Consider the following 17,084-nt stretch of genomic DNA (forward strand, 5'->3'; position numbering starts at 1 on the left):
CAAATGAAAAAAGACTGCATGACTAGAAAGTCAAACAGCCTTGATTTTATTCTATTATCGTACGCCTAACGCCATTTTTGCGTAGCGGGACATATTATCACGGGACCATGGTGGATTCCAGACGATGTTAACGTCAACGTCCTTCACTTCAGGCAGCTCCATGAGTTCCTGCTTGATATTGGCGACGATTTGAGGTCCCATAGGACAACCCATTGATGTCAATGTCATTGTGACCTTTGCAGTACCTTCATCGACCATTTCAGCATCATAGACGAGTCCTAAATTGACAATATCAATGCCAAGTTCTGGATCGATTACGTTTTCGAGCGCGCCCATTAGGCTGCCCTTCATATCATCATTCATTGTAAATTCCCCTTTCCGTATTCGTTCTTCTTTCATCATATCAAAGATGGCCCTATTCATTCAAATAACTAGCGAACCATTCGGCAGCGCGCAACATGCCTGTTCTTGAAACGGCATGTCCTGCTGTAGGGTCAGAAAGGAATTCAAATCGTTCAGGTGTATCTTCATAATCTTTTTTCGCAGCATTGAAGAAGTTAAATGTCGGTTCGAATGGAACAGTCGTATCTTGTTGCCCATGCCAAAAGAATACTGGTCTCTGATTCAATTTCTGCCGTTGTTTCGTCATATCGAATATGGCCAAAGTTTCAAGCAAGGATTTTCTTTCCTCAGCAGATATCGGCAGCTTAAACCCTCTATTTTCAAACTGGGCAATTTGTGCTTTCGCAAGTTCTACGTATCCAGGCGCCCCCATCATAATTGTCGCCACGTCAATCCAAGGATAAGCCGCCATGCAGCCAAGTGTCGTAATACCACCCATCGAAGTACCGCCCATTCCAATTTTCGGAACGCCTTTGTCAATCAATTCCCCATGTAGAATACCCATTTCCTCAATCGATGTGAGAACGATTTCCCAGAACCGCAAACTAAGCTGAACCTCATCCAGACCTTCATCACGAACGCCATGGAGATGAGCTTCAGGCAATAACACACGCATCCCCTTCTTCGCGATATTGTATGCATAATGAAGGTTGTGCTCCTTGGCACTCGTGAAACCATGTAGGAAAATGACCGCTGGAATGTTGCTATCTTCCAATGTTTCGTCCACAATATGCAGTAATGGTATATGGCCCCAGTTCTCTTCTTTAACAAGCATTCAAACACCTTCTGTACTTTTACTTAAATCGTATCAAAGTTTTAGTAGAAAAACAAAAAGTAAGATCACACATGATGGAATTTTTGACTCAACACCTCTATGAACGATAAACTAAAATTAGGGTATAAGACAAGATAGATAACGTATTCTTTTCATAAAGGGGGCGGAACGATGAAACCGCATTTAATCGTCCTTGACTTGGACGGGACATTGCTAACCGACGAAAAAGTCATATCGGAGAAAACAGCAAATACACTCAAACAAGCAGAAGAACAAGGCCACCAAATAATGATTGCAACAGGACGTCCATATCGCGCAAGTGCAATGTACTACCGCCAACTTGGACTAAAAACGCCAATCGTCAACTTCAACGGCGCTTTCGTCCACCATCCGACCGACCGCTCTTGGAAAACAATCCATGAAACAATTTCACTTCCGGTCGTAAAAGACGTAGTCGATGCAATGCAAGATTTCCGACTTCAAAATATAGTCGCCGAAGTAATGGATGATGTGTACTTGCAGTATCACGACACAAAACTATTGGACATCTTCGGTCTTGGCAATCCAATCATTAAGGAAGGCGATATCAGAACAATGTTGGAAGTCGATCCGACGAGTTTGCTTATCCAAGCTGAACCTGATTCTGTCGACCCGATACGGAGACATCTTGCTGAAGTACATGCCGAGGTGATTGATCATAGAAACTGGGGAGCTCCTTTTGATGTCATTGAAATCGTCCGTCATGGGTTGAATAAAGCCGTCGGCATCTCACATGTTTCCAAGTGGCTCGATATTCCTCGCGAGCGAATTATCGCTTTCGGAGATGAAGACAATGATTTGGAAATGATCGACTTCGCCGGTGTCGGAGTTGCAATGGGCAATGGAATCGACCGGCTAAAATCCATCGCAGACGAAGTGACGCTTACAAATAACGAAGACGGTATCGCGGAAGTATTGAAAGAACGGTTGTTATTAATAAAATAATATATAAAAGAATGTGAGGGGTCCCCTAATGAGAATTTTTGCGGATAGCGGTTCAGATTTACCAAAGTCATTTTTTGATGAAAATGATGTAACATTGATCCCACTAAGTGTTTTAATCGATGACAAGGAATACGACGATGTCATTGAAATCGACTCGAAAGAGGTTTTCGATGCAATTCGCAATGGAAAACATCCAAAAACATCCCAGGCATCTCCGGAATCTCTTCTTTCCCTTTGGAAGGAGCTTGCGGAATCTGGCGAGGAAGGATTATACATCGCATTCTCCTCGGAACTTTCTGGTACGTACAACACTGCCGTCATGATGAAAGACCAAGTGAAGGAAGGGAATCCGAACTTTAACTTAGTCATCATTGACTGTCGTTGTGCTTCTCTTGGATACGGCCTCTTAGTGAAGGAGGCAGTCCGCTTACGTGATTCGGGTGATGATGTCCGGACAATCGAGCGGAAAATCCGTAATATGGCCGCCAATATGGAGCATCTTTTCACTGTGGAAGACCTTGATTATTTGGCTAAAGGCGGTCGAGTTTCCAAAGCAAGTGCATTCATCGGAGGCTTATTGAACATCAAACCTTTGTTGCATGTCGAAAGCGGCAAGCTTGTACCAATCGAGAAACACCGTGGCCGCAAAAAAGTGTTCCGCCGTATTATCGATTTAATGGAGGAACGAGGAAGTGAATTGTCCGAACAGACCATTGCAATCAGTCACGGGGATGATGAAGCTGCAGCAAAAGAAGTGAAGGCGATGATTGAAGAGAAGTTCAAGCCAAAAAATGTGGAAGTCCATATGATTGGTTCCGTTATCGGATCACATGCCGGACCAGGGACAATCGCAATTTTCTTTTTGAATAAATTAAATTAATGTCTAACTAATAAAATGCCTTTTCAAACACGGTTTCGTCCGTGTCATGAAAAGGCATTTTGTATGAATTGATCAAGCTTTTTTACTTTCAGATTTTCTTCGTTCTCTTCCTTTTTTTATAACAAGGAATAGGAATCCAAGGAAAATCACATAAACAAGAATCGATGCGATCAAGTATGGAGTATTGAATCCTTTATCATCATCAGCGATATACACTTCCGCAATTTCCCTATCTAAGACGACCCGGAATACACCATCATCCGATTCACGGATCAGGTCACCATCTAAGAGACCGCGCAACTTTTTATTTTCGCCAATCTTTTCAATCGGAATTTCAACGTTGACTGTTTGAGACGTATTGTTAACAGCGATAAGCCATGTCTCGTCCTTGGAAGAACGTTTGTAAACGATGAATCCATCTTCGTTATGAAGCATTTCAAATTCACCATTACGAAGTGTATCCGATTTATTACGCAATAGGTTCAAGTTTCCGATCAATTCCTTGAACTCCATATCCGTCTTAAAGTTGAATAACGGATGGCTTTCAGGTGCTTCTTTTCCGTTGACCGCGATTTCAGTTCCATACGTCATAAGCGGAACGCCCGGAAGCGTGAAGAGTGCTGTTGCAGCAACCTTCCATCGGGTCGGCGGGAACATGCGTAATTCCACCATATCGTATGTGAGACGTGGTCCAGTCAAATCATCCAATTGTATCAATCGAGTTTCGTCATTGTCTTTGAAAACTTCCATATTCGATGAATCCGGATTAATCGTCATGAATGTTTCACGAAGGATATCCATCTTGGATACACTTGGAGTGGAATCGAAATGAGCACTACTTTCCTCATTCGTTAATACATATGAACCTTCTTGAGCACCGTGGATAGCGTCAATCATTTCATTCAAATAAGCATCTTCAAATCCATCCAATTGAGTAAGACGAATACCGTCTAAATCATATGTTGTAACAAAATCGACTACAGCCTTGATCAAGCTTTCCCGAACTATTGGATCGGCAGTATTCCAATCGACTGTACCATCCGCGGAATGCGTGAATTTATACGTACGGTCTTTCGTCCACTCATGATCGGCACCCACTTTTCCTAATGGAAAATCCGCAATCACTTTCATCTTCTGTTTATGGATTTCCTTCACTAAATCTTTAAGTTCATCATCCGTTCCGAAATGCGGATCCAATTCGGAGTAGGACAATGCACGTTTTCCATCATAGGACTCGGACTTAAAAACCGGCCCGATGGAAATCATCGTGAAGCCCATTTCCATGATATGCTGCAATCGGGAATGGATGCCGACAAAATCCCCACCATGGAATGCATAGTCATCATGAATATCGGCATCCAAATCATTCTTGCGATCACCGTTGTTATAGCGGTCGACCAATAGATCATATATGCTTTCATCGGCAATGCCTGTATCTACTTTGGCTGAAGCATTTGCCGGCGAAACCGTTGAGATAAATAATAAAAAGCATGCAACAAAGCCAGTAAAACGTTTCATTTTCACAAAAAAAGCCTCCCTACCGAGCTATCTGTAGCCATTTTATCAAAACAGAACGCTCCTCGCCATGTAATGGAATAAAAATTGAAATGCTGGGCGGAAAATGAGTCTAATTTGTGAATGGGTTAGATAGAGTTGCGGGAGACCTGGCGATTTATCACGGAAACCGCTCGTTTATCTCGGAAACCGCTCGTTTGCGAGCAAATTTCCCCATTACACCTACACCAAAAGAAAACCTCCGGCATCAATTACCGGAGGTTCAAACTTTTCATATTAAGATTAAAAGAATTCAAAGCCCATCGGCAATTTGAAGCCGAAGAACATTGTCGCAAAAAAGAAAACGAAAAACAAGATCCAGAACATTGTTACTGGCTTTCCTTTCGTAGAACGAACCAATACCATTTCCATCATCCCGATTGTCAGTAAACCAAGAAGGAATTTGATACCGTATTCAGCACCTCTGCCGTAGTCCATTCCTTTGATGAAAAGCGCTACGCCTGAAATAAGGATTAGTACATAGAATAGGCGTGCGATCATATGCGTAATTTTCTTGCCTTTTGTCCCGTTAGCCATTACAGCTGCAACTAAAAAAACGATTACACCAACGACCCATGTAAAAATATGAAAATGGGTTGTATCCGACAAAAATCCCAAACTGTTCACCTCATCTATTATAATTCCTATTTATCCTATCATAGAAAGGCTTTCCAATATAGAAAAAAGGTTTACACGAAACGATTTACAAGCGTACCGATTCCCTCGATGGAAATCTTCACGGTATCTCCCGCCTTTAGATATTTCGGTGGGTTCATTCCCTTACCTACCCCTGCTGGTGTTCCAGTAAGAATGACATCGCCCGGCTCAAGCGTGACGAATTTCGAGATTTCAGCAATCAACTCATCTATTTTAAAAATCATATCAGCTGTATTCCCATTTTGGCGCACTTCACCATTCACCTTTGTTGCAATCGAAAGCTGATGCGGATTCGGAATTTCATCCTTCGTCACGATATACGGCCCCATCGGACAAGTCCCGTCCAAGCTTTTCCCAAGGAAGAACTGTTTATGGGCGTATTGGATATCTCGTGCAGACACGTCGTTTGCAATGGTATAGCCGAAAACATGGTCATAGGCAAGTTGTTTAGGGATTTTACTTCCTTTCTTACCGATTACAACAGCCAATTCCCCTTCATAATCCATGTTCTCCGTAAGATCGGCGTGTATTGGAAGATCCTGTTCGTCAGCAGCAATCGTAGTCGGTGATTTTGTAAAAATCATCAGTTTTTCAGGTGGTGTATCCGCGCCCATTTCCGCCGCATGTTCAGCGTAGTTCCTACCGACACAAAGTACATTTTTCGGCGTCCTTGGTATCGGAGAAAGCCACTCGATATCCGTAAAAGCATGTTTGAATTGTTCCGGATTTTCACTGTTTCGAGCCTGTTCGGCAAGTTTCCTTACCTTTTCAACAAACTCCAAACCTCCTGCGATTCCCTCGATGATAGTTGAAGGGAAATCCTTTTCACCGAATGCCTCGGCAATTGATTTCACATCCCAGACCGCTTCCTCTTTTTTCACTTTCGGACCGAATAATGTTTTCCCTTCAAACCGGAACGATAAAAGTTTCATGTACAAGCCCATCCTTCCTCATATTTTGGATAAAACCTATGTTTAGTCAACCATATACAAGCATCTTCGCCCATATATCCAATAATTCTACAAAACCTTCCCGTTCTCCTCTTTTTTCTTCCTATTTCTTCAAGAGATATCTTTGCCGTATGTCCCTTTGCGCCATAGCCACTCAAACGGACCCATTCTGAACTTCATCAGCCATAGTTCCGCAAAAATTACTTGAATGACAAAGATGCCAATCGCAATCATAGTTCCAGTCTGTATATCCACTTTTCCGTATAGACCGAATCCGTAACTGTAAAATATAAGTGTCGCGACAACAGATTGCATCAGGTACGTCGTCAACGACATTCTACCCGCTTTTGAAACCGGTCGGAAGATGTTCATGAAAATAGGTAATTGGCATAAAAGGATAATGACGCCTGCATAGCCGATCGCCAATATTGGACCTCCAATTAGTTGTTGGATCAACGTATTGTAGTATGTGTGGGTGTCCATATATGGCCATGATTTAATGAAAAACCCAATTGTCAGGCTTAATAGAGTAACGAGGGCAATTCGCCCTTTCCATTCTGAAGCTCGTTCAAATAACTTCATCTTGGAGAAGGCGGCCCCTATCATAAGAAGCGGGAGAATCATGAAAACTCCTGTAAATGTGCCGGTCATTCCGAACAGTAACCATTCAGTAAACCTGAATGCAAGCACTTCACCATATGTCCCATGTCCGTACGCGGTAATTGCCAATTCAATTTGCTGGATATCCGCGAAACCTTCCATCAGCTGATTGGGATTAACTTTAGTTATGAAATAGATGATACCAATCAGTAGCAACGAAGGGATCAAATAGACTATTGCTGCAATCCATAAAATCCACTTTTTTGGTATTCTAACGGCCGCAATCATGATGAACCCCATTATGGCGTACGTAAATAGTACATCTCCCGACCAAACGAATATGGCATGAACGATACCGAAAGCCAATAGTATGGCAAGCCGTCTCGCCATCATCGAAGCATAATTCGCGCCGCTTGCCTTCTCATATTGCATATTCAGTCCATAGCCGAATAGCATCGCGAATATCGGGTAAAAACTTGCCTCTACAAAAATATTGATTAACTTGAAAGACTCATAATCACCCGGTGTCCCGAAATAGGTTGGCGGATCAATATAAAAATAGGGTGAATGGAAAGTTAACATGTTCGCTAGTAGAATTCCAAGGAGCGCAAAGCCCCTCAGCATATCCAATGAATCTATTCTATTGCCAATTGTTGGTGATACTTTCAAACGGATTCCTCCTGAATTTGCATAATCCTCTCCCCGTCAAACAAATAGAGGACCATTTCTTTTATTTGTATTTTTGCAATCGACTCGACGGCCTTCTTATAAAGGCTTAACTGGATGCCATAGCGTTTCTGCATTTCATCAACAAGATCTACCTCATTCGTAAAGAGGCCTCGTATCCGGTCGGTCTTATAGTCTAATAACACCCAACCATCCTCTTCTTTGAATAAGCAATCGGCAATCCCTTGTAAAATCTGATGATCGCCGTCTTTTCCATCGAAAGCATACGTAAATGGAACTTCCCTAAGAATACGATCCGATTGTGATAAACGTGTGAATATCGGAGATTCAAAAAACCGAAAGACCTTCTTCACATCTACCGCTTTCGCCTCGTCTTCGGTAAGTAATTGACGTGCCGTTAATTCGGTTATAAATCGTTCAATTTCTTGTAAGGAGTGGGATTTAGTCATATCGATGTGCTGCATGATTGTATGCATGGCAGTACCGATTTCTGCACCAGACAATGCCCTAGATTGCATGAATGAAGGACGGGTATGCAAATACGGGGTACTCACTTCATCATCTCTAAAAGCAAAGAAATCATCGAATTCATCCTCCCGCTCAAGAAGCGAAACCCTCTTCAACTCACTAACCGTCTGCTTGGAGCGCTTCGAAACAGATGCCATATACGGGTAAACATAATCGAATCTCCGCTTTACTTCGGCAGACCAATACCCTTCTGAAGCTTCATCCATAGGAATCAGTCCCTCTGTTTCAGCAGTTTCCTCCGAATCGGCTTCGGTATCCACAAATGAAGAAACCGGATATGCGGAAATCTCCCATTTGGATGAATCAGGGGTCAAACTACCGCCATACATAACACCAAACTTCTCGAAATCCGAATGTCTTGCAATCGCAGGTCCGATCCAATCCAAATAGCCATTTGCACGAGATCTCGTGTATTCCGGCAGCATAGCGCCAGATTCCAACAACTGTGCATCCTGCCATTTGCCGATTCTTCTTTCAATATCCTTTACAGATGCAATAATCTCGAGATGCTCTTTCGCCCTCGTCATCGCTACGTAAAGAACTCGCATCTCCTCCGCACGCATCTCAAGCTCCTTTTTCTCTTTCATAGCAAGGAAAGGCAAAGATGTATACGTAATCCGAAGATCTGGATCAATCGCTTTTACAGCAAGACCGAAATGCTGGTCGAATAAATACGGTTCGTTGAAATCCATCTTATTGAACTGTCTACCTGCCCCAGCGATGAAAACATAAGGGAACTCAAGACCTTTCGATGAATGGATAGTCATAATGCGGACGACATCCTCCGTATCGCTGACAAAACGCGCTGCTCCAAGATCATCTCCACGCTTCTGCATCCTGTCGATGAAACGCAAAAAGCGGAACAGTCCACGGAATGATGTCTTTTCGTAGTCAATTGCACGGTCATGCAGCGCCCTTAAGTTCGCTTGACGTTGCTTTCCGTTCGGCATCGCCCCTACCATTTCATAATAATGGGTATCCGAAAAAACTTGCCATATAAGATCGGATAGTGAACCCCGGCGCGCCTGATTTCGCCAGTCTTCGAACATAAGGAAAAAGCGTTGCAGTTTCTCCTGTGTTGCAGGAGCTATTCCCGCACCACCTGTTGCCATGAATAGCTTCAATGCCTCATAGAACGGCTTATTTTTAGCGGCAAGTCTGACTTGGGATAATTCGTTTTCCGTCATGCCGACAAATGGCGCACGTAGTACGGATGCAAGCGGGATATCTTGGTAAGGATTATCAATGACACGTAATGTATTGAGCATTATCATCACTTCAATTGCGTCAAAATAACCACGTGATAATTCGGCGTAAATCGGTATGCCTGCAAGCTTAAACTCTTCCGCAATTTCGCCTGACCAGCTCATAGAACGCATTAGAATGACAATATCCCTGTATTCAAGAGGTCTGCGCTTTTCAGTGAATGCATCTGTCACTTCCGCACCACTTGCCATTAGATCTTTAATGCGTTTTATCATATACCGTGCTTCCACCTGCGAACTTTTCAGGCTTTGCCCAGTTAACTCCGTTGCCTCATTATCGATTTCCGCGTCGATTTCTTCCTCATCCTCATAAAGTAAGGTCAAAGCCGCCGCAGTTTCCTTTTCAGGATAACGTGCACCATATTTCAACGCAGCTGCATCGTCATAGTCAACTTCCCCGACACGTTTCCCCATTACTTGGGAGAAAATGAAGTTCGTTGCATCCAAGACTTCTTTACGGCTTCTGAAGTTTGCGTTCAAATCGATTTTCAATCCATTTTCGCCATCATTCGACGTAAACCGACCATATTTCCCAAGAAATAACCCTGGTTCCGCCAATCGGAAACGGTAAATCGACTGTTTCACATCTCCAACCATAAACAAATTCCCATCCGCTTCACTGCCTCGCTTCACCAATTGGATAATCGCCTCTTGCAGCAAGTTTACGTCCTGGTATTCATCAACAAGAACTTCCGCGAATCGATTTAAATAATCTGTCGCAATATCAGAAGGTACTAGTTCACCGTCTACTTCCTTCGCAAGAATTTGCAACGCGAAATGCTCCAAATCCGAGAAATCCACAAGTCCCCTGTCCAACTTGACTTGTCCATAGCGTTCTCCGAAATCTATGACCAACCCGACGAGTGTATGCATCGCAGGAGCCATTAGACGTATTTCATCCAATAGACGTGCTGGCGTACGGGCAAAATAGGATTCTTTCAATGAATTTATAATTTTCTTCACAGAATCCCTAATCGCTTTTGCTCGTTTTGCCAATTCCTCATCACATGTGTTTTTTCGGATTGTCCCCGCTTTGACCCACGTCAATGAACCGAAGAATGAATACGTTTCCTCCCATGTGCCCTCCTCGATTCGCCGCTTCGCCTCCCTTATCCATTGCAAATCAGCATCTGCGGTTGCGACAAGCGGCTCCGGACCTTCAGGCATCAGTGCAATGCGTTTCATATCTTCAGTCAATGCAATCGCTTCTTCGAGTGTATGACGGATTGCCGTCTTCAACGGACCTACAAAATCGAGTTCATCGATCGTTATATCTTCACCGATCTCATATTGCATCGGAATCATCCGTAGCCATCTTTCAGGAGAAGGATGAACCCTTGAATAATCATAGAGCTTATCGATTAAGGTCTCGATCGACTGATCATTGCGATCTGATGTGAAGCTGTCCGCGAGACGATACATCGCTTCGGGATTCTCTGCATTATATGCGTCTTCAAGTACATCCCCGATTGTATCATCGCGTAGCAACGCCGCTTCCGTGCTATCAGCGATACGAAAACCCGGATCTATATCAAGTAGATAGGCATACTGTTTAACAACATTGAGACAGAATGAGTGCAATGTGGATATCTGAGCTTTATTCAAAAGGTTCAATTGCCTGCGAAGATGGATTGAGTCCGGATTGACGGCAATCGCTTCCTCAAGGGCCTCAGCCATCCGGTGACGCATTTCAGCCGCAGCGGCATTCGTAAATGTGACGACAAGCAATTCATCGACATCAATTGGATTTGTCGTACTTAACACCTTTTCAATCATCCGTGTTATCAACACTTTCGTTTTCCCGGAACCGGCCGCAGCAGATACAAGAATATCCTTGCCAGTCGCCCAAATCGCCTTCCATTGCGCATCGGTAAACGTAACGTCAGCCGGTTTAACTGGAATGTCCATCATCCATCACTTCCTTTCGCATTTTCGAGAGTGTCTCCTCAGGTTTCATATCTTCATATTGGCGGTACAGTTGTTCCGGATTGGTCGGATCGAATTGGCAAACCGATCGATAGGAGCAATATTGGCAAGGCATCTTATCCTTCAATTTATACGGATAGACCCGTGTATCGCCGGCAAGCATCCCGTCGCCAGCCTGTTGATGTCTGTGTCTCACGAATTTCCTTACAAGTTGCAGATCATCCGGTGCAAGCACCCTTGAAGTTTTTGAAAATGTTCCATCCGTCTTCAAAGCTGCCGGGATGACCGTAGACGTTTTGCCTAACTGTGCATCCATTCCTAAGACGACTTCCGTGTCATCCAATAAATACCCACGCATTTTATACGACTTTATGATCTCCTGTTCAATTAAATCTTCGGTCAGCTCCAAATCCGTTCTGATCATCGGATTATGGATATGCAAGTACAATACGCCCGCTGGATCCGCCTTGAATCCAATCCATTCCTCCGCATGTTCAACCGCGACATCCAAATACGTCAGCATCTGTAAGGAGACGCCATAATAGACATCTGTCAAATCGAGTTGTTTGGCTGATGATTTGTAGTCGATAACCCTTAAATAATTTTTTCCATCAATTTCAGTCGCGTCTATGCGATCTATCCGACCACGAAGATTCATTTTATTGCCACGGCGAAGAGGGATCTCCAAAGGCGGCAACTGCTCATTAGGTCCGAATGCGGCTTCGATGGCAACCGGTCGGAACATGCTTTTCGTCGCCTGCTTCCCAAGGGCAAAGATTGTCCTTGTTAGGATATGGGTCAGTTTTCTTCGGATATAATGATAGCGGCTCGTCGATAGCAAGATGCGGTTGAAAAACATTGGTGTAATGAATTCCATTGCATCTCTTGACAGTTGCCAGCATTGTTCCTTCGATAATTCAGTCCAAGACTTACCTGTCCGATTCATCTCATCAGAAATCCATTTCAATCCGGCGTGGAACAGGTCACCGATCGAAGGAGCTTCCAATGTATATTCCATCCGTTCCTGCAGCCCTAACCCATAGGACGCAAAATGCTGGAACGGACAGCTGTAATACGACTCCACCCGTGAAACACTTGAAACGAATGACTTGCCGTACAGACCTTCCGTCATTTCAGGAGCAAGCCGTTCGGTCTCATTTCGGCTATTCCGGGATTTTGTTATATGTTTAAGCACGGAAGACCATAACGGATCATCCTCGTAATAGTCAAGAACAGCCTTCCATTCTGCTTCAAGCTGTCCTGTTTTTTCCGCTTCCTTAACCTTCATCGATACATACGGCAAAGCAGTTCTTGGGTGAATGATGTAATCGATCTGCTCACCATTATCCAATAGCTCAGATGGATCTGAAACCGCCAACTGTAAACCTATATTCGGAAATAACTGCGAAATGCGTTGAATGTAAAGCGATGGTAAAAGTGATTTCCCTTCCTCATCCGCAATCGGATAGGAGATAAAGAGCTTCTCCCTCGCAGACGTAAACGCCCTGTATGCCATATACGATTCATCCATCAGTTTCATCTTGGAAGATGGAGCAAGTTCAATGCCGCTTTTCGAAAACCATTCCCGGTCTGAATCGGAAAGAAGTCCTTCAGCATCGACACGTTGCGGAAGAACACCGTCATTCACACCGATGATGAACCCGACTTCAATTTCCATCAAACTTGCAAGTTCGATCGTCGTCACAGTCACTTGATCGAGAGAAGGTGGGATCCGTGTAAATTCAAGCGTATCGAACCCTTCATCCAAAATCCGTGCCGCCTCTTTCAGCTCCATTTCCTTATCACCAAACATGAGAACGAACTGATCAAGGACATTAATCCACGAATTCCATGCCTGCTCATGCTCTGTCGCATTCAGCAGCCTACCGGAACGCTCTTCTTCCGCCCGCAAATCGATGATTTTATCAAATACATGCAAATATTCCATGAATGAAAACATCGCTGCCGCGAAATCCCTTCCACTTTTGGCCCGTTTTAAACTTGCTTCAAAATCATTCAAAGGCTCACGTATCAAATCCCTTATCGCATGCAACTCCCGCTCTTGCTGCAACTCCTCATCGGTCTGTACAGTCGTGTGCAATTCCAATCCTCGATATCGCTTCACCTTCCAGCGAATGTCCTCCATCCACCGCTTCCCGTAAATTCCGTTCGCGATGACATAGTTTTCAAGCCGATCCGCACGTTCACGCCAAATGAGCTTGTCTTCCCTATGCGGAAAGAACAAATCCGTCTTCACCGCCCGGAATACGGTCTCATACGTCCAACCTGAAGTCATAGCCTCTAAAACAGAACGTGAAAACTCAATGAGAGGGTGGTGGAGCATCGGTTTTTTCCTACTGATGAATACAGGGATATCGTATTGCGAAAAAATCGTTTCGATTAATTCATCATACTTTTCCGGCTGTCTGTACAAAATGGAAATTCCTTTGTAACGCTTGCCCCGCATCACTTGCTCACGGATTTTCCTTGCCACTGCATGAATTTCCGCACGGCGATCCGTCGCTTCTATTAAAGTTATTGCACCTTCGGACGGTCTTTCCTTCGGAGGATACAGGTCAAATTCCCTTTCGAAATGTCTGAGTTCCTCGTTCTTGAACCGGAGTGCTTGCCCTAAATGGATGCCTTCCTCAATGTCCACAGATTCATTACGCGCAATCTCCCTTAGTCTCAACGACGTCCGAACAGGATTGAAGAACAGCTCATGGTCTGCATGCCCCGTTAAATCCGACTCCATCGGAAGCACAACAGTGACCCGATTCCCGTACTTCAGCAATTCGGTAATTATTTCATACTCCCTTGCCGTGAAACTCTCAAATCCATCTATATAAATATCCGCGCCATTTACCAGTTCCGAATGCTTAATTTGTGAAGTCAATAAAGCAAGATGCCCCTCACTATCCACATACGCTGTCCCAAGGCGCTCCTCAATTTTCGTAAGAAGCAGAGTCAAATCACTAACCTTATCTTGCAATGTACGAGGCGCGTCGTTAGCTAATAGTTCCTGTTGTAAGCCGTTTAGCGATTCATGATCCAAGCAATACCTGCTGAACTCTTTCATAAGGTCCCCGATTTTTTCGGTGAATCCTCTTTTATTGGCAGCCTGCCGGAACAGTTTCAGCTCATCACGATTTTCTTCCAATACACTTCGCACAAGCATCCGATATCCGAACCCATCGACTTCCTTGCGCGTAATGCCTCCCGTTTCCTGCAGAACTCGCCAAGCAAGCCGTTTAAATGTCGACACTTGCGCCCGGATAATTCCATTTAAACCGAAATTGACCGACAAACTTTGTTCCATCGAATACGACATCTGATCCGGGACAATCAAAACGATTGCAGATCCCAGCGGGTCCCGTTCAAGCTCAGCCGCAATCTCCCGTTCTATCAACGTCGTCTTCCCCGTCCCGGCCCTTCCCGTTACAAAACGCAAAGTCATCGCCCTCATCCCTCCTATCAAAATAAAAAATTCCTATCTCCCTATCTTTCATTGTACCGAAAGAATAGGACGACAGGAACTATTTACACCATACCTTTTTAAGGTAAGCCTATAATCAAAAAACGCATAAACTCATCCAATTACGCATAAACTCGAACTCTCACGCATATATCTCACAAAACACGCATAATCCCGAATTCTCACGCATAAATCACGCCAAACACGCATAACTTCGAATTCTCATGCATAAAACGCAACACCCTCACTCTTCATCATCAAAAAACAGCGTACTCGACTCCTCTTTCACTCTCTTATCAAGACGCTTCTCAAAATATTTCCCCACTGCCCATAACAACACGATAATCCCCACAACAATCGCAGTACGGATCGGCTGTGTCAACAAAGCCTTCAAATCATATCCAATGAATCCAATCGTGAATATCATAACGAACTTCCCCGCTAAAAGAACCGCCAAATAACTCTTCTTCTTCATATTCGACAAGCCCGCCACAAGATTCACAAGTGCAGACGGCGTAAACGGAAAACAAAGCAATATGAACAACGGCCCGAAGCCATTCCGCTCCACCCAGCCGATCAATCGCTGAACCCGCTCATGCTTCGTCAAAAAACGTAAAAAACGATTTCTACCATACTTTCTAATTATCAAAAATACAACATAAGATCCTACAACCGTCCCTGCCCATGACAAAATGAAACCATACCAAATCCCATAGGCAACTGTATTCGCTATGACAAATACGAAAAGCGGTAAAAAAGGCAAAAACGATTCTATGAAAGGCAGCAAAAGTCCGATCAACGGTCCAAGCGCCTTATATTGTGCAGCTAACTCACTTATTTTATCAACATCTAACCATTCACTCATTCACAACACCCTCGTCATATGCAATTCCCTGAACTAACTCCCATTAATAGACTCTTAGTTCAACTATTCCCATTTTCCTTATAGAATACCACCAAAACACAAATTTATAGTATAATTTCGGTTATACATACAAGAAAGATGTGACTATTCTATGAATAATCAATTCATGTCCGGACTGAAAACCGGACTCAGCATTGCAATCGGCTATTTTCCAATCGCCTTAACGTTCGGATTGCTTGCTAAAACGACAGGACTCTCACTCATTGAAGCAACCGCAATGAGCATTTTCGTCTATGCTGGTGCATCCCAATACATATCACTTAGTCTTATCAATTTCGGTGTCGACCCAATCACAATCGTCATTAACACATTCATCGTCAACATCCGGCACTTTCTTATGACGGCTTCCTTGAATGAAAAGATGCATCGAGCACCAAAATGGATTAAATCAATTTATGCATTCGGCATTACGGACGAGTCCTTTTCAGTTCTTGCCACACGGAAAGAAGAGAAAATCACTACGGCTTTCGCCTTCGGAGTTACAACAATCGCGTATGGAAGCTGGGTAATCTTCACCGCAGTAGGCTACATTATTGGAGCGAATTTGCCCGATTTCCTTCAAGTTGCCATGTCCATTGCCTTATACGCAATGTTTATCGGACTGCTTGTACCTACGATGAAAGGCAATCGTAAAGTTGTCATGCTTGCGGCACTCGCTGCAGCCATTCACTGTATCATCTACTTCGGTGAACTCCTATCGACTGGCTGGGCGATTCTTGTCTCAACACTTAGCTCGGCAATTTTGGTGGAAGTTATTTATTCTCGACGGGGAAAAAATGCTGACAGCCACTTCATAGAAAAGGAGGTTGACTAATGGGAACTTCATACTGGTGGATGTTAGCAGGAATGGCAATCGTGACGTATCTTCCAAGAATGGTGCCGCTCACTATTCTTGATGGAAAGGAATTGCCTCCGATCATCAGCGGCGTCCTTGGCAATATCCCATATGCAGTATTGGGGGCTCTAATCTTCCCTGCAATTCTTTTCGTGCAGGAAGGCAATATCCTTTTCGGCATCATAGGAGCCGGAACAGCATTCCTTATTGCATTTCTTGGAGGAGGAGTCATGTCAGTCGTCCTTGGAACAATCGGTGTCCTTGCAATTTATGGCTTGTTTATATAATTGGGTTTACCCAGTTTAATTTATACAAAAAGAGGCATATTCTATTCAATTAAGAAAAGAATATGCCTCTTTTTATTTATACTATCAACTACTCTTCATCAAGCTCGTTGCCTTTCTTCCTCGCCCTTTTCACCATTCGTGTCGCATACCAAAAACCGACAGTGAGCGAGAGCGCATCTGCCACATAAAGGATCCAGTTATGTGTATATCCCGCGTAAACAGATGCCGCAATAAGTGCAATCGTTAGCGCAAGCCCGACAACATGATGGAAGGTGACCCTTGTAAAAAATACAACAAGCAACCCCGGAAGTAAAAGCGCGAGTATCAATTTCGTTTCCAATGTGGCAATATCCA

14 protein-coding genes are annotated in these 17,084 nt (G+C 43.8%); 4 read left to right on the forward strand and 10 right to left on the reverse strand.

What is annotated here, in order from left to right; translation table 11 throughout:
- Positions 1 to 54: 54 nt before the first annotated feature.
- Both NSQ43_RS14370 and NSQ43_RS14375 read right to left on the reverse strand, forming a co-directional pair.
- Entirely contained in the window at positions 55 to 363 is a 309-nt protein-coding gene (locus NSQ43_RS14370; RefSeq protein ID WP_339251290.1) for a metal-sulfur cluster assembly factor, read from the reverse strand.
- Between the two features lie 52 nt (positions 364 to 415).
- Entirely contained in the window at positions 416 to 1,177 is a 762-nt protein-coding gene (locus tag NSQ43_RS14375) for a prolyl oligopeptidase family serine peptidase (RefSeq protein WP_339251292.1), read from the reverse strand.
- A gap of 171 nt (positions 1,178 to 1,348) precedes the next feature.
- Here NSQ43_RS14375 and NSQ43_RS14380 point away from each other — a divergent pair, with 171 nt between their 5' ends.
- Together NSQ43_RS14380 and NSQ43_RS14385 are read left to right on the forward strand one after the other, a co-directional pair.
- Positions 1,349 to 2,161 (forward strand): Cof-type HAD-IIB family hydrolase, encoded by an 813-nt coding sequence (locus tag NSQ43_RS14380; protein WP_339251294.1) that lies wholly within the window; start codon positions 1,349 to 1,351, stop codon positions 2,159 to 2,161.
- Positions 2,162 to 2,189: 28 nt separating this feature from the next.
- Positions 2,190 to 3,041, forward strand: a complete 852-nt coding sequence (locus tag NSQ43_RS14385; protein ID WP_339251296.1) for a DegV family protein — start codon at positions 2,190 to 2,192, stop codon at positions 3,039 to 3,041.
- Positions 3,042 to 3,113: 72 nt separating this feature from the next.
- Here the strand turns inward: NSQ43_RS14385 and NSQ43_RS14390 are convergent, their stop codons facing one another.
- The 7 genes from NSQ43_RS14390 to NSQ43_RS14420 all read right to left on the reverse strand — a co-directional run bounded on the left by NSQ43_RS14390 (position 3,114) and on the right by NSQ43_RS14420 (position 15,548).
- Positions 3,114 to 4,559 (reverse strand): alpha-amylase family glycosyl hydrolase, encoded by a 1,446-nt coding sequence (locus NSQ43_RS14390; protein ID WP_339254940.1) that lies wholly within the window; start codon positions 4,557 to 4,559, stop codon positions 3,114 to 3,116.
- A 279-nt stretch (positions 4,560 to 4,838) separates the two neighbouring features.
- Positions 4,839 to 5,213, reverse strand: a complete 375-nt coding sequence (locus NSQ43_RS14395) for a YisL family protein (RefSeq protein ID WP_339251298.1) — start codon at positions 5,211 to 5,213, stop codon at positions 4,839 to 4,841.
- A gap of 71 nt (positions 5,214 to 5,284) precedes the next feature.
- Positions 5,285 to 6,184 carry a fumarylacetoacetate hydrolase family protein gene (locus tag NSQ43_RS14400; protein ID WP_339251299.1) on the reverse strand — a complete coding sequence of 300 codons (900 nt, stop codon included), beginning with the start codon at positions 6,182 to 6,184 and terminating at the stop codon, positions 5,285 to 5,287.
- Between the two features lie 129 nt (positions 6,185 to 6,313).
- Positions 6,314 to 7,471, reverse strand: a complete 1,158-nt coding sequence (locus NSQ43_RS14405; RefSeq protein WP_339251300.1) for a DUF418 domain-containing protein — start codon at positions 7,469 to 7,471, stop codon at positions 6,314 to 6,316.
- Complete coding sequence (gene addA, locus NSQ43_RS14410; RefSeq protein ID WP_339254941.1) at positions 7,468 to 11,190, reverse strand: helicase-exonuclease AddAB subunit AddA; 3,723 nt, start codon at positions 11,188 to 11,190, stop codon at positions 7,468 to 7,470. Before addA ends, NSQ43_RS14405 begins: the two co-directional genes overlap by 4 nt.
- Positions 11,174 to 14,665 carry a helicase-exonuclease AddAB subunit AddB gene (addB, locus tag NSQ43_RS14415; protein WP_339251301.1) on the reverse strand — a complete coding sequence of 1,164 codons (3,492 nt, stop codon included), beginning with the start codon at positions 14,663 to 14,665 and terminating at the stop codon, positions 11,174 to 11,176. The genes addA and addB overlap by 17 nt, the downstream gene beginning before the upstream one ends.
- A gap of 262 nt (positions 14,666 to 14,927) precedes the next feature.
- Positions 14,928 to 15,548: a TVP38/TMEM64 family protein gene (locus NSQ43_RS14420; protein ID WP_339251303.1), complete on the reverse strand. Its 621-nt coding sequence runs from the start codon at positions 15,546 to 15,548 to the stop codon at positions 14,928 to 14,930.
- 151 nt (positions 15,549 to 15,699) lie between these two features.
- On the opposite strand from NSQ43_RS14420, the gene NSQ43_RS14425 reads away from it, so the two are divergent.
- Together NSQ43_RS14425 and NSQ43_RS14430 are read left to right on the forward strand one after the other, a co-directional pair.
- The gene (locus NSQ43_RS14425; protein ID WP_339251305.1) at positions 15,700 to 16,422 is read left to right on the forward strand and encodes an AzlC family ABC transporter permease; all 723 of its coding nucleotides are present in this window, start codon (positions 15,700 to 15,702) and stop codon (positions 16,420 to 16,422) included.
- The gene (locus NSQ43_RS14430; RefSeq protein ID WP_339251307.1) at positions 16,422 to 16,730 is read left to right on the forward strand and encodes an AzlD domain-containing protein; all 309 of its coding nucleotides are present in this window, start codon (positions 16,422 to 16,424) and stop codon (positions 16,728 to 16,730) included. The genes NSQ43_RS14425 and NSQ43_RS14430 overlap by 1 nt, the downstream gene beginning before the upstream one ends.
- An 88-nt stretch (positions 16,731 to 16,818) precedes the next feature.
- Here the strand turns inward: NSQ43_RS14430 and NSQ43_RS14435 are convergent, their stop codons facing one another.
- Positions 16,819 to 17,079, reverse strand: a complete 261-nt coding sequence (locus NSQ43_RS14435) for a CsbA family protein (protein ID WP_339254942.1) — start codon at positions 17,077 to 17,079, stop codon at positions 16,819 to 16,821.
- Positions 17,080 to 17,084 lie beyond the last annotated feature (5 nt).

This window comes from Sporosarcina sp. FSL W8-0480, assembly GCF_037963765.1.
In the GTDB taxonomy this organism is placed as follows: domain Bacteria; phylum Bacillota; class Bacilli; order Bacillales_A; family Planococcaceae; genus Sporosarcina.

What these genes read in the sequence shown, in the direction of transcription:
- NSQ43_RS14370 (WP_339251290.1), bottom strand. Translation starts at nt 363, where the DNA reads ATGAATGATGATATGAAGGGCAGCCTAATGGGCGCGCTCGAAAACGTA.
- NSQ43_RS14375 (WP_339251292.1), bottom strand. Translation starts at nt 1,177, where the DNA reads ATGCTTGTTAAAGAAGAGAACTGGGGCCATATACCATTACTGCATATT.
- NSQ43_RS14380 (WP_339251294.1), top strand. Translation starts at nt 1,349, where the DNA reads ATGAAACCGCATTTAATCGTCCTTGACTTGGACGGGACATTGCTAACC.
- NSQ43_RS14385 (WP_339251296.1), top strand. Translation starts at nt 2,190, where the DNA reads ATGAGAATTTTTGCGGATAGCGGTTCAGATTTACCAAAGTCATTTTTT.
- NSQ43_RS14390 (WP_339254940.1), bottom strand. Translation starts at nt 4,559, where the DNA reads ATGAAACGTTTTACTGGCTTTGTTGCATGCTTTTTATTATTTATCTCA.
- NSQ43_RS14400 (WP_339251299.1), bottom strand. Translation starts at nt 6,184, where the DNA reads ATGAAACTTTTATCGTTCCGGTTTGAAGGGAAAACATTATTCGGTCCG.
- addA (WP_339254941.1), bottom strand. Translation starts at nt 11,190, where the DNA reads ATGGACATTCCAGTTAAACCGGCTGACGTTACGTTTACCGATGCGCAA.
- addB (WP_339251301.1), bottom strand. Translation starts at nt 14,665, where the DNA reads ATGACTTTGCGTTTTGTAACGGGAAGGGCCGGGACGGGGAAGACGACG.
- NSQ43_RS14420 (WP_339251303.1), bottom strand. Translation starts at nt 15,548, where the DNA reads ATGAGTGAATGGTTAGATGTTGATAAAATAAGTGAGTTAGCTGCACAA.
- NSQ43_RS14425 (WP_339251305.1), top strand. Translation starts at nt 15,700, where the DNA reads ATGAATAATCAATTCATGTCCGGACTGAAAACCGGACTCAGCATTGCA.
- NSQ43_RS14430 (WP_339251307.1), top strand. Translation starts at nt 16,422, where the DNA reads ATGGGAACTTCATACTGGTGGATGTTAGCAGGAATGGCAATCGTGACG.